This window comes from Gramella sp. KN1008, from assembly GCF_004332155.1.
Taxonomy (GTDB): Bacteria; Bacteroidota; Bacteroidia; order Flavobacteriales; family Flavobacteriaceae; genus Christiangramia.
This window is the reverse complement of record NZ_SJDV01000008.1, coordinates 24,807-38,668: the sequence shown is the minus strand read 5'-3', so window position 1 is coordinate 38,668 and position 13,862 is coordinate 24,807. Positions and strand designations below refer to the sequence as shown.

The 13,862-nt window shown below is 39.6% G+C and carries 10 protein-coding genes; 5 read left to right on the top strand and 5 right to left on the bottom strand.

The genetic code is table 11. From position 1 onward, the window contains the following. Positions 1–48: 48 nt before the first annotated feature. Positions 49–1,434 carry a phosphoglucosamine mutase gene (gene glmM / locus EZJ28_RS13470; protein ID WP_131398758.1) on the top strand — a complete coding sequence of 462 codons (1,386 nt, stop codon included), beginning with the start codon at positions 49–51 and terminating at the stop codon, positions 1,432–1,434. On the opposite strand, the gene EZJ28_RS13465 is transcribed toward glmM, so the two are convergent. Continuing rightward, positions 1,431–2,336: a lysophospholipid acyltransferase family protein gene (locus tag EZJ28_RS13465; protein ID WP_131398756.1), complete on the bottom strand. Its 906-nt coding sequence runs from the start codon at positions 2,334–2,336 to the stop codon at positions 1,431–1,433. The two genes, glmM and EZJ28_RS13465, sit on opposite strands and share 4 nt — an antisense overlap. Before the next feature lie 52 nt (positions 2,337–2,388). Between EZJ28_RS13465 and EZJ28_RS13460 the strand changes: the two genes are divergently transcribed. Both EZJ28_RS13460 and EZJ28_RS13455 read left to right on the top strand, forming a co-directional pair. After that, a complete protein-coding gene (locus tag EZJ28_RS13460; protein ID WP_131398754.1) occupies positions 2,389–3,036 on the top strand; it encodes a rhomboid family intramembrane serine protease in 648 nt (215 codons plus the stop codon). A gap of 48 nt (positions 3,037–3,084) precedes the next feature. Further along, a complete protein-coding gene (locus tag EZJ28_RS13455) occupies positions 3,085–3,774 on the top strand; it encodes an SIMPL domain-containing protein (protein ID WP_131398752.1) in 690 nt (229 codons plus the stop codon). A 34-nt stretch (positions 3,775–3,808) separates the two neighbouring features. Here EZJ28_RS13455 and EZJ28_RS13450 read toward each other — a convergent pair whose 3' ends face one another. Then, complete coding sequence (locus EZJ28_RS13450) at positions 3,809–4,930, bottom strand: TlpA disulfide reductase family protein (RefSeq protein WP_131398750.1); 1,122 nt, start codon at positions 4,928–4,930, stop codon at positions 3,809–3,811. 138 nt (positions 4,931–5,068) lie between these two features. On the opposite strand from EZJ28_RS13450, the gene EZJ28_RS13445 reads away from it, so the two are divergent. Further along, positions 5,069–7,435: a GAF domain-containing protein gene (locus tag EZJ28_RS13445; RefSeq protein WP_131398748.1), complete on the top strand. Its 2,367-nt coding sequence runs from the start codon at positions 5,069–5,071 to the stop codon at positions 7,433–7,435. Here the strand turns inward: EZJ28_RS13445 and EZJ28_RS13440 are convergent. Continuing rightward, complete coding sequence (locus EZJ28_RS13440) at positions 7,427–8,611, bottom strand: Pycsar system effector family protein (protein WP_131398746.1); 1,185 nt, start codon at positions 8,609–8,611, stop codon at positions 7,427–7,429. The genes EZJ28_RS13445 and EZJ28_RS13440 overlap by 9 nt on opposite strands. A 57-nt stretch (positions 8,612–8,668) precedes the next feature. On the opposite strand from EZJ28_RS13440, the gene EZJ28_RS13435 reads away from it, so the two are divergent. Continuing rightward, positions 8,669–12,388 (top strand): metallophosphoesterase, encoded by a 3,720-nt coding sequence (locus tag EZJ28_RS13435; protein WP_131398744.1) that lies wholly within the window; start codon positions 8,669–8,671, stop codon positions 12,386–12,388. Between the two features lie 64 nt (positions 12,389–12,452). Here the strand turns inward: EZJ28_RS13435 and EZJ28_RS13430 are convergent, their stop codons facing one another. Both EZJ28_RS13430 and EZJ28_RS13425 read right to left on the bottom strand, forming a co-directional pair. Further along, on the bottom strand, positions 12,453–13,334 hold the full coding sequence (locus EZJ28_RS13430; protein WP_131398742.1) for a mechanosensitive ion channel family protein: 882 nt from the start codon (positions 13,332–13,334) through the stop codon (positions 12,453–12,455). A gap of 20 nt (positions 13,335–13,354) precedes the next feature. After that, on the bottom strand, positions 13,355–13,852 hold the full coding sequence (locus EZJ28_RS13425) for a Dps family protein (RefSeq protein WP_131398740.1): 498 nt from the start codon (positions 13,850–13,852) through the stop codon (positions 13,355–13,357). Positions 13,853–13,862: the final 10 nt, after the last annotated feature.

Below are 13,862 nucleotides of genomic sequence, written 5' to 3'. Positions count from 1 at the left end.
ATGTATATTTGCTGAAACTAAAACTATTTCAATTTTAAGATCCATTAAATGACACTAATAAAATCCATTTCCGGAATCCGAGGTACTATTGGAGGAAATACGGGGGAGAACCTGACCCCTATAGATACGGTTAAATTTGCAGCTGCTTACGGTGCATGGTTGAAAAACGAATATAAAAAGGAAAAACTTAAAGTTGTGGTAGGTCGTGATGCCCGTATTTCAGGGAAAATGATCCAGGAACTTACCATGAATACTTTAATAGGCCTGGGAATAGACGTAATCGATATAGGTTTGTCTACCACTCCTACAGTTGAAGTTGCGGTACCTTTGGAAAGTGCTGATGGCGGTATAATCCTTACTGCCAGTCATAACCCCAAGCAGTGGAACGCTCTTAAACTACTTAATAATAAAGGGGAATTTTTGGATGGAGAAGCCGGAGCTAAAATACTTAAGATAGCCGAAGCTGAAGACTTTGAATTTTCCCAGGTAGATAAGCTGGGTAAGATATCTGTTATAGATGATTACATAGAAAGGCATATTGAAGAAGTATTGAAGCTGAAACTCGTAGACGGTGAGAAAGTGGCTAAAGCTAATCTTAGGGTTGCAGTAGATGCGGTTAATTCTACAGGCGGAATTGCGATCCCCGCCCTATTGAAGAAAATGGGGGTAGAGGTTATAGAACTTTATTGTGAGCCTAACGGACATTTTCCTCATAACCCTGAGCCTTTAAAAGAACACCTTACCGATATCTGTGAGCTGGTGAAGGAGAAGAAAGCCGATTTTGGGATTGTAGTAGATCCTGACGTGGACAGGCTTGCATTTATTGATGAGAATGGAGAAATGTTCGGGGAAGAATATACATTGGTAGCCTGTGCAGATTACGTGCTGTCTAAAACGCCGGGTGACACGGTGAGCAATCTTTCTTCGTCCAGGGCCCTTAGTGATATAACCCGTAAGCATGGTGGAAGTTACGAGGCCAGTGCTGTAGGAGAAGTTAATGTGGTTAAACTGATGAAGGATAATAATGCTATTATTGGCGGTGAAGGAAACGGCGGAATCATTTATCCTGAAGCCCATTATGGGAGAGATAGTCTAGTAGGTGCTGCACTCTTCCTTACATACCTGGCAGAAAACGGGAAGAAAGTATCTGAATTACGCGGGGAATATCCATCCTATTTTATGAGCAAGAATAAAATAGAACTTACACCAGACCTGGATGTGGATGGAATTTTAAAAGCTGTTGAGAAAAGGCATTCCGGTGAAGAAATTTCTACCGTGGATGGTGTTAAAATCGATTTTCCGGAGAACTGGGTTCACCTTAGAAAATCAAATACCGAACCCATTATCCGTATCTATACGGAAGCAAAATCCCAGCAGGAAGCCGATGAGCTTGCGCAGAAGATGATCAAAGAGATTGAGGACATTATCTCCTAATTAATGATCTCAGCATTTTTAGGTATGGGCTCATTGCGGTGTTTCCACCGTTTATGGGTCCATAGATAATGCTCAGGTTTATGTTTTATCTGTTCCTCGAGCAGATCAATAAACTTACTCGTTATATAATGCGGAGGTTCACTCCGGGCGTCTTCGGTAATAGGAATGAGCTCTGCTTCATAAAATCCACGTCCCTTTTTTTCAACTTTCAGGTATATTACATTCATATCCAGTTGCTTTGCAAGTCTTTCTGATCCTTCAAACACAGGTACACGAATTCCCATGAAATGTATCCAGTGTCTGGCGCGGTTGATTTTTGGAGACTGATCGGCTATCATGGCATAATTACCCAGAATCCCCCTTTCCTGATTATATCTTATTTTTTCAGTGGCGTTATAAGTGCTGATAAGAACTCCATTAAACCTACCTCTGATCTTCTTAGCCAGATTGTCAAAATGCTTATTCCGAATCCTTTTATAGATTCCATAAGCTCCGAATTTCAAATCATATAATTGCAAAGCATTCATCCATTCGTAGCTGGCATAATGCCCGCACATGACTATGATGCTTTTATTAGCCTCTTCAAGTTTTCTTAAATACTCAAGGTTCTTGAAAACAAAGCGTCTTTTTAATTCTTCTTCAGAAATGGAAATGCTTTTTATCATTTCAAGAAACATATCACACATATGTCTATAGAACCTTTTTTCAATGCGTTTGATCTCTGATTCAGGTTTTTCAGGAAAAACCAGTCGCAAATTATTCTGAACCGTTTTTCGCCTGTAACCTATAACGTAGTAGACGAATACAAAGATGACGTCAGAGACCAGGTAAAAAATGGGGAAAGGCAGGATGGAAATAAGCCAAAGGATAGGGTAAACCAACCAGAAAACTAATCCTTGCATAAAAATTCTTTCAGCAAATATATGGTATATTTGAAACTAAACTTAAGCAAATATGGGAGAATTAAGCCTGGTTACCCTTATCATCATTGCATTGAATGCAGTGATTTCATTCAAGGGTTTCAGTGATCAGTCATTTTTCAATAAATACAGATTTAATATTGCAGATATAAAACAAGGAAGGAAATACCAGATATTCACTTCCGGCTTTCTTCATGTGGATACGGCCCATCTTTTTGTGAATATGCTTACCCTTTATTTTTTTGCCAATGTGGTGATCTATTTGATGGGTTCGGTCGCTTTCCTGATCATTTATCTTGGTAGTCTAATTCTGGGAAACCTGGTTTCCTATTTCTTTCATAAGGATGATTATAACTATACTGCAGTGGGAGCTAGTGGTGCAGTGATGGGCATCCTTTATTCGGCCATTCTTTTACAACCGGATATGACCCTGGGACTCTTTTTTGTGATCCCGATTCCCGCCTATGTGTTTGGGATAGGATATTTACTTTATACCATTTACGGAATGAAGCAGAGGAGAGATAATATTGGGCATGATGCTCATTTTGGGGGTGCCGTGGGAGGCTATCTTCTCACCATGGTATTTGCGCCCTGGGTTTTTGAAAGCCATTTGTTAATGGTAGTCCTGCTTGCCATTCCTATCGTAATACTTTTTTTACTTCAGAGAACCGGTTATATATAGTTTGGTACCTTTATTGGATAGTGCTTAAAAAATCCAAAACCATTTAATATGAAAAAAATACTTCTCATAGCGGCAATTTTTGCGGTACTGCCCACTATTGCCCAGCAAAATCCAGATAGATCGGTTGTGAATGTTACCGGTGAAGGTATAGTAAAGGTAGAACCTGATGAAGTTATTATAAAATCCCGAATAGAACATGAGGGTCCTTCGGCAGCCATGGTAAAGAAAAAGAATGATGAAGTGGTGGATAAAGTGATCAGTTATCTGAAATCACAGGGAGTTGAAGACAGGGATATAAGGACTAATTATGTAAATCTTAATAAGCGGTATGATTATAATGAAAAGACATATAGTTATGTCGCTAATCAGGCAATTTCAATAAATCTTCGGGATATCGAGCAGTATGAGAAGATCATGAAAGGCCTCCTTGAAAATGGACTTAACAGGGTAGACGGAATTCAGTTCAAGTCTTCAGAAATGGATAAATATGAAAAGGAAGCGCGAAAAAAGGCAGTTCTGGATGCCAGGAATACAGCTGAAGAACTAGCGGCTCCACTGGGTCAGGAAATCGGCAAGGCAGTTTCAATAAGCGAAACTGAATACAACAGTATTCAACCTATGTATAGAATGGAGGAGGCTATGGTGCAGATGAGCGATGCTAAAGCCGATGCTCAAACAATCGCGCCGGGAGAGATGGAGATAAAAATAAGGGTGAATGTTGCCTTTGAATTAAAATAAAAAAGCGCCATTGAGGCGCTTTTTTTTCTTTCTTCTAATTAAGAAGTTCGCCAATCTTATTGGCAAGCTCATCTCCCCTAAGGTTCTTCGCTACAATCACTCCGTTTTCGTCAAGTACGAAAGTTGCGGGGATAGCTCTAACACCATATTTCTTGGCTATAGGGTCGTTCCAGAATTGAAGATGTGATACATGATCCCACTGCTCCAATTGATCATCTTCAATTGCCTGAAGCCATTTATCTTTCTGTCCTGGTCTGTCTAGGGACACACTAATAATGTTCAGACCCTGATCTTTATATTTATTATACGTTTTTACAAGATTGGGATTTTCAACCCTGCATGGCTTGCACCAGGCGGCCCAGAAATCCACTACGGTTACTTTTCCAAGGTTATCTTCCAGTGCCAGTTCATCACCTTCTGGTGTAGGTCCCGAGAAGTCCGGAGCTTTGCTTCCTACTTCGCTCGCCTTATTTCTATCCAGATTCTCCTTTAAAGATTGAGCAAGATCCGTCTTTTTAATACGATCTGATACCTGTTCATACATTTCTCTTACTTCAGCTGAAGAATGAGTTCTCATATTCAGCATATCTGTAAGCAGCATAACGCTCACATAGGAATCTGTATTTCTTTGGAAAAGTTCCTCTTTAAAGTTTTTATCATTATCCCTAAGTTCAGCCTGAGCTTGCTGAAGGCTCTGAAGCTTCGCAGTATCCTTTTGCATCATGGCTTCACCCATATCGTTCTGCATATTTGCCATCTTCCGGTTTAGTTCATTAAGGTGTCCCAGGTACTCATAGAGAGCTTTGTTCTCTTTCCCTCCGGATACCTCACTTCCCCGGATACTATCCTTATTGATATCAAAACTGATCCTTTCGTTTTCGGAAATAAATACCACAGTTCCATTAACCCCCTCAAGTCTTAAGAAGCTTAAATTGGGAACTTCAGGATCTTCCAGATCCAGTTCGAATTTTCCATCATTTACAGTAGCGGTATCCACTACTTTAGGAGTACGGTTATTTCCATCGAGTTCAGATATATATACTTTTTTACCGTTCTCTACTCCTTCAACATTCCCCGCGAGGTAATATCCTTTGTCGTCTTCGCAGCTTGTTAAACCTATAACAAAAGCAGAAATCAGAATTGCTATTTTCTTCATGTTTTATAATTGATTTTTCACAAAAATAAAGAACTCCTTTCGCATAGAAGGCCATTATTGATAAATTATTGTTAATTTAAAGAGACCGATGGGGTATGGCCCTTGGTAAAATTTAATTTTACCTTAAATTATCGGTGTATGATGAAGCAGTTAAAAGACTTTCCTTTTGATATAAAGATCAGCTTTCATAAGGTGATTGAGCAATATAAGGAACAGCTGAACCATATAGAAAGCGATATATCAAGGGAGTATACCCAGAAGATGCTGAAATATATTTCGGATTACCCTCAGCTTTCTGAGGGCTTTGATGACCTTGAGCTTCTCGAAAAGTTTAGAGAGCCCATCAAAGTCTTACTGGACGATCTGTTTCCCACCATTCTTACCAATAATGAGATCAAGGCGGCTTCTGTACCCTTTCATAATATTATTTTTAATAAATCCCGACGCTTTAAGCAGATACTGAAGAATGCGGGAGATGATTTTCATCTTGCCCTGAGGAATACAGATGAGGATCTCATCTATATTTTTGCCTGTATTCAGATCCTAAAGCAATTATATGGATATAATATAGATATCTCCAGGCCTCTTTACTATGACATTCCTGATAATAATGGAATACGGAAACATTACAGGATCGCCATGAATGCCGATTTTGTGGAGATTTATCCGAAGGATAATGCCCCGGAGCTTACTGAGGAAGATGTGGACCTTTTAATCCAAAATTTTGAAAATATTGACCTGTGGAAAGAAAAGATACCTCCGCATACCTATGTTTTTAAAGGTTTTACCATTATTAACCTCACAGATGTCACTATAGATGATGCTATCTCTGAGCTTAAGACCACCCTACTGTTTGAAGAGATCAATGAAGCTGAAGAATTAAAGAAATTACAGGACATTTTTAGGTCTATATATAAAATATCAGATCTTCAGGTAGGCTTCACCGTGTTCAATCAGCGGGATATGATTTTTGAAAGGATGGAAAATGAAGATGCCAACAGCTTTATCCTGGATAAAGAACTGGTCAATGACTGTGAAACCGGGATCTGCGAACAGGGCTTTCAAAAACTCATGGACCAGAACAGTTATTTTATTATAGCTAATGTAGAGGAGTATATTAAAAAGAATGATAATCTTCTGGCAAGAAATCTTAAGAAGAATAAAATAAAAAGCTGTCTACTAGCTCCTGTCGCCAAGAATGGAAAATTACTTGGAATCCTTGAGCTGGTATCACACAGGAAGAATGAATTGAATAGTATAAATGCCATAAAGCTGGATGATATCCTTCCTTATATTGTAACTACAGTAGAGAGAAACCGCAATGATTTCGAGAATAGGGTAAAAGCGGTGATTCAAAGTGAATGTACCGCGATTCACCCCAGTGTTTTATGGGTGTTTGAAAGAGAGGCGAAGAAATTCATCAAAGACCTGGATAAAGACGGCCTGGCTTCCTTTAAAGATATAAGCTTCAAGGACGTTTACCCTTTATATGGGCAGATAGATATAGTCGCGTCTTCAGAAGCGCGAAATGAGGCTATAAAAAAGGATTTACTGGATCAGCTGGATATCATTCTTAATATTATTGATAAGGCGTATAAGATTGAACAGCTTCCCATCTATGATCAGGTGAAATACCGCATTTCCGATTTCAAGGAAGATATTGCAGAGAAGCTGAATGCCAGCAGCGAACAAAAGGTTTTTAATTTGCTTCACAAAGAGGTAAATCCCCTGATGAGCCACCTGAAAAAGCAATCAACTGAAATAAAGGATCTGGTAGAAGAATATAAAAAGAAACTAAATCCGGAAACAGGTATCGTCTATAACCACAGAAAGAAGTATGACGAAACGGTGCAGCAGATAAACCGCACGATGTCCAGGTATATAGATCAAAAACAGGTGCAGGCCCAAAAGATCTATCCGCATTACTTCGAAAGATATAAGACAGATGGGGTAGACCATAATATCTATATAGGTGCGTCCATGGCCAACAAGAAACCTTTTAACAAGGTCTACCTTTTTAATCTAAGGTTATGGCAGCTAAGTACCATGTGCGAAATGGAGAACAGGTTCTATCAGCTGCAGGAGAATACTCCTGTTCAGTTAGATGCGGCTTCCCTAATTCTGGTCTATAACAGTACTATGTCTATAAGGTACAGGATGGATGAGAAAAAATTTGATGTTGACGGGACTTATAACGCGAGGTATGAGATCATCAAAAAAAGGATCGATAAGGCTTATGTAAAAGGAACCGAAGAACGGGTTACCCAGAAAGGTAAAATGACCATCGTCTATTCACAGAGCAGTGATGAAAGGGAATACCTTCAGTATATTAAATACCTGCAGGCCAAGGATTATTTTGGCGACCAGGTGGAAGTACTGGAACTTGAAGATGTTCAGGGAGTGGTAGGCCTTAAAGCAATAAGAGTAAATATACTTTACTCAAGGGACAAAGATCATTCCCAGGAAACCATTACTTATGAAGACCTGATGGAAGAATTACATTAGGTAAAAAGATATTATATAGGCCAGTACCGATATTACTATCCCGCTCATAAATACGGTGTAAGTAAGTCTCAATAACATATACTTACGATGTAAGACCTTTCCCAGCAGGTGAAGATCCAATGTAAGCATTTCATATACATAGTCTTTATCCTTGATTAACTCGTTCATTGCCCATCGGAACTGATCAAAAGGCATCTTATGATAATTTCCGAAGAACAGCAGATTCACTTCCCTGTTTTTAACCTGTTCCCTGGTGAACTCCCCGCTGGTTACATTCGGCCTGGTAGACATGATCGAAAGAATTATCGATGCTACGCTGAAGAGTATCAGAATAAGGGTAGGGATGAGTAAATGTTTATTAGAGGCAGCCTCCAGTTTGGGGATCATATCGGCTATGGCCAGGGAAATGATAATAGCGTTTACCGACAGCAGGATGTTAGCTTTGGTATCGGCAATATCACTTAATTTGATATGGTTTCTTAAGGTTGTACGGTAAAGGGTTTGTATACTTCGTTCAGGATTTTCATTCTTGTATTTGGCCTTCATTCGGGCCTTATGTTCTTCCTTTTTAAGCTTTTTTTCCTGTTTGTTCTTACTTTCTATGAGTTCCAGAAGATTCTCTTCTTTCTTGGGCTTCCACTCTTTAATGGCATAATCTGTATAATATTCATGTTTTTCGGTGAAAACAAGAATATTCTCTTCCAGCCATTCGGCATTCGTAAAGTTCTTTATATTATGAAGTTCCAGTTCCTGACGTAAGAACTCACTGGTCTCCTCAAAATAATCCTTACCAAAGTGTGAAGAATCGGCATCCCTAATGATCTTTTCGCAGAAAGTTTCCGGCACATTAGAGAATTTAGTGGCCATGATGTATTTCTTCACTTTCTCTATGAGCTCTTCCGTAGCGTTATTGTCTTTTAAGAAAGATTCTGCGATTTCTGCGCTCTTTTCTTCATGGCCCTTATAAGTATGAATATATCCTGTATCGTGCAGCCAAGCAGCCAGTAACAGTGCTTCCTTGTCTTTAACATTAATTTCAGAATTATCGATTAATTCTTTAGTACTTTTAACCACACGCTGTGTATGCTGGTAGTTATGATAAATAAAGGTGTTTGGCAGCTTTTCTTTAAATAATTCTTCAACAAATTTATCGGCTTTCTCAACGAGATTGTTCATACATGAAGTTCTTAAATACATTGACCAAATTACAAAAAAAATTGACCAATATTTTCTATGAGAAAAGTTAAACTTTTAGCGTATTTCCTAGCATTATTCCTCATTTTTGCTTGTGCTACAGTTGAACCAAAATACAGGGATGGAGAGCCTCAATCAGATTTCAATTATCCGGAAACCAAGGAGATTGAAAAATCCTTTTATCTGCTTGGGGACGGAGGCTATTCTCCACCCGGAGGTACTTCTCTCGGGCTTATAGCTTTTAAGACATTTTTGGATTCGGTTAATAAGACTGATAATTATACGGTTTTCCTTGGAGATAATATTTACCCTGACGGAATGCCGCCGAAAGATTCACCGGAGCGGGAGGCTGCAGAGTACCGTTTAGATGCCCAGTTGGATGCCATTGAGAATTATAAAGGAAGGGTAGTTGTGATACCCGGTAACCACGACTGGTATAATGAAAAACTGGAAGGCCTGGAAAGGCAAAAGAATTATCTCGCCGAAAAATTTGAAGATATACTTATCTGGAGTCCGAAAATTGGCTGCGGAATGGAGTCTATAGAGATCACCGAGAATATTCAGCTTATCGTTATTGATTCACAATGGTATCTGGAAGACTGGGACCGCAATCCGCGTATAAATGATAACTGCGACCAGATCAAGACCAGGGAAGCGATGTTCCTGGAGCTGGAATCTGAAATTGAAGATCATCAGAACAAGACAATAGTTCTGGCTCTGCACCATCCTGTATATACCAATGGGGTACATGGAGGACAGTATACGTTTGACAGGCATATCTATCCGTCTCAGAAAAAGATTCCACTTCCAATCCTGGGTTCCCTGGCAACATTAATAAGAACTACCGGTGGTGTTTCAATTCAGGATGCGCAGAATAACAGGTATAAATCGCTGGCAGACAGGTTGTCTACCATAGCGCGAAGTTCTGAAAGAATGATTTTTGTTTCTGGCCATGAGCATTCCCTTCAATATATTGAACACGACAGTGTAAGACAGGTGGTATCTGGGTCGGGTTCAAAAGCATCATATGCTACCCTTAGTAATGATGGTTATTTCGCCTATAACGGACAGGGATTCGCTGTTCTGGATATTTTCAAGGATGGATCTTCCTGGATCAGTTTTTATGGGAATCAGGATAATAAACCCAAGCTACTTTATCAAAAACAGGTATTTGATACTCCTGTGCCTTTTGAGTTTAAAGATTATCCGGATAGTTTTCCACAGACAATGACCACTTCAATTTATAAGGAAGAGGATACTGATAAAAGCCCCGTTTATAACACGGTATGGGGAAAAAGGTACCGCGAGCTCTATGGTACTGATGTAACCCTACCGGTTGCCGACCTGGATACGCTTTATGGAGGACTTAAGGTTGTACGAGAAGCAGGAGGACATCAAACAGTTTCTTTAAGGGTAGAAGATAGTCTGGGCAGAGTTTATAATATCAGAAGAGTAAGAAAAGACGCATTGAGATTCCTTCAGAATGTTGCATTCAAGAACCAGCCGGTAGAGGATAAGTTGGAGAATACAGTGGCAGAGGATCTGATGGCAGATTTTTATACGGCTGCACATCCATATGGATTCCTTGCGATCCCAAAACTTAGTCAGGCCGCTAATGTCTACCATACCAATCCAAAAATCTTCTATATGCCAAAGCAGGAAGCTTTAGGTAAATATAACTCGGTGCATGGTGATGATATCTATATGATAGTGGAACGGCCGGAAGAAATATGGCTGGGCTACGAATATTTTGGAAGCCCCGATCATGATATTGTGGGTACTGACGGTATGCTGGAAAGATTGCGTCGGGATGAAAAATATATACTGGACGAGGAATCTTATGTGAGAGCCAGGGTTTTTGATATGCTGATTGGAGACTGGGACAGACATCAGAATCAGTGGCGCTGGGCTGAAATAGAGGATGACGAGGGGAATCATTACTTCAGGCCCATCCCACGAGATCGTGACCAGGTATTTTCAAATTTCGATGGTGCCTTCTTTGGTACTTTAAGAGCTCTTACCGGGTTTGCCAATCAGTTTGCTGTGTATGGTGACGATATAATAGATGTTGAGTGGTTTAATATTGCAGCACTCGGTCTGGATAGATCGCTTTTACAAAATACCGGAAAGGATACATGGCAGGAACAGGCTGAATTCATTCAAAATAATATCACCGATGAGGTCATCGAAGAAGCTTTTGCCAACCTGCCAGAGGAAACAATGGGTGAAGCCACTGAAGATCTTATAAAGAATGTAAAAGGAAGAAGAGATAATATCGTTGATATCGCCATGCGATACTATGATCACCTTGCAAATCTGGCTATTGTCACTGGAACCGATAAGGATGATTTTATTGATGTGGAAAGACTCGAAGATGGTAACACACGGGTAACGGTAACCAGGAATAAAGATGGGGAAAGGGCCGAAGATCTTAGTGATAAGGTTTACAAAGCTGATGAGACCGAGGAAATCTGGGTTTATGGTTTAGACGATGATGATAAAATATTCGTGAAAGGAAACGGACCTGCGAATATATTTGTCCGTATAATTGGCGGACAGAACCATGATATTTACACAGTTGAAAATGGTAAGAACATAAAGATTTATGATCATAAGTCACTGCCAAATACCGTAGAAAAAGCCGGAAATGCGAAATTGAGGTTTACCGATAATTATGAGATCAACACATATGATAAGGATAAGAAAACCTTTTCTTCCGGTACTATTCTCCCTGGTCTTGGCTATAATCCTGACGAAGGCTTTAATATAGGACTCAAATTTGTTAAATCTATCAATAAGTTTAAGCGTAACCCATTTACCTCTCAACATTCTTTTTCTGGGCAATTCAACTTTGCTACTAACGGATTTGCCCTGGATTATACGGCAGAATTTGCGAGTATTATAGGAAAATATAATCTGTTGTTAGGAGCTAATTTCACGAATCCGCAGTATTCTGAGAACTTCTTTGGTTTGGGGAATGAAACAATGAATTATGATGAGGATCTGGGGCTTGAATATAATCGTGTAGGGTTAAGCGAGATAGGCGTGAAGGCTGCACTGGTGAATAAAACACCTTTTGGTAGTTTCTTTGGGTTCACGGCCAGTTTTGAAGGAATCAAGGTTCAGGATGACGCAGGACGTTTTATCACCGAAGATTATGTTACTGATGATCCTAAATTTTTTCAAAGAAAGTATTTTGCAGGACTTGATGCGATGTATAGGTATGAGAGTTACGATAACCGGCTGAATCCTACCAGGGGAATGCTATTTGAGCTGAATCTGGGGGCAAAGTTGAATACTGCCGATATAGATAGGCAATATGGTTATTTTAAGCCTTATATGGGGTTCTATAATGCTCTTACACGAAACAGAAAACTGGTACTTAAAACCAGGGCAGAGGCCCATATTAATATAGGCCAGGAGTTTGAGTTCTATCAGGCAGCACAGCTTGGAGCTGAAAGTGGATTGCGAGGATACCGGCTTGAACGATACTCAGGGAAAAGTTCTTTTGGTACCGGAGCAGATCTGCGTTATTCGTTTGATACCGTAAAAACGAGTTTTCTTCCTTTCCAGTTAGGCGTTTTTGGCGGCTATGACCTGGGTAGGGTATGGCTGGATGGTGAGAATAGCGATGTATGGCATGACAGTTATGGAGGTGGACTTTGGATAAATAGTGCCGAGGCAATCCAGGGAACCTTCAGTATGTTTGCCGGTAGTGAAGGCACCAGGTTTGAATTTGGAATAGGGCTCAAGTTCTAGAAGCGAAAAAATTATAAACAAAAAAACCGGCTTACATAGCCGGTTTTTTTTTTAAACTAATTTATTAATCCGCATTTTTATTGATGGAAAGTGGATTCTTAAAGTCGATGGTTCTAATGGGGAATGGAATATTGACTCCTTTCGCATCATACGCTTTCTTGATTGCAATGATCGCTTTGTTCTGAGCAATCAGGATATCCCTGTTCTTTGTAACATCTGCCCAGAAACGCACCACAAAATTAATGGAGCTATCTCCAAAACCGGAATACATGAATTCAACCTCTTCATTTCCTCTTTGCGGAAAATGATCTTTTATTACTTCAAGGGTAAGGTCTCTTACCATTTCGAGATCAGATTCATAACCCACGCCGCAATTCACAAATATTCTGGAGCGAGGTGTTCTTGAAAAATTTTTAAAAGGTTCTTCAATGATCTTGGAGTTCGGAATCACCACATAATTGTTATCTGATTGTTTAACCACAATATTCCGGAGATTGATCTCGGTGACAGTCCCGGCATAACCATTCGTTTCCACCCAATCCCCAATTTGTAACTCTGGCAGAAAACTTAGAATAAGACCGGAAAAGGTATTGTTTAAGGTCCCCTGCAGGGCAAGACCAATGGCCAGACCTACCACCCCGGCACCGGCAAGAACAGAGGTTAGGACTTTATCCAGATTCAGGAGCCCAAGAGCTATAAAGAATCCAATCAGGACTACAACAGCCTTAATGACTTTAACGACCATTAGCCGTATGGAATCCTGTTTTATGTGCCTTCTTGTTATCCTTTCGAATATCCTGCCTACATATTTGGCGATGAATATGAAAAAGATAAAGACAATTACGGCCAAAAGGAAATTAGGCAGATTAAGGATTAGTGAATCCAGCCATCCGCCTAATTTATCTCCTATACCTCGTATTGAATCCTGGATGTTAAATTCGTCCATACTTTCGAGTTAGGAAAAACCTATTTATTCACTGGTTTAAGGTGATCGCTGGTTTTCATTTTCCATGCATCCAGCATCCAGCTGGTTTTTTCGAGTTCGCCAATGTAGGCACCAATAAGGTCTATAGTCCCTTCATCACCAGCAGCATTGGCTTTTTCTACCACTTTTCTCATTTGTTTTAGAATGAGGCCATGATCTTTTAATAAAAGTTCGATCATCTTACTGTCTGAGATATCAGAAGCTGCTTCCTTAAGGTTAGAAGCTTCTAAATATTCGCTCAGATTACTGGTTGGCTGGTATCTTAACGTAAGTATTCTTTCTGCGATCTCGTCTACTTTTACTTTCGCATCTTCATAAAGTTCTTCGAATTTTTCATGAAGGTCAAAGAAATTCTTACCTATAATGTTCCAGTGGAAATTTCTTAATTTTTGATAGTATAAGTGATAATCAGCTAAGAGTACGTTAAGTTCTTGAACGGTTTTCTTTGTTTTATTGGAATCTAAACCTAAATAGTTCATAGTTTTTATT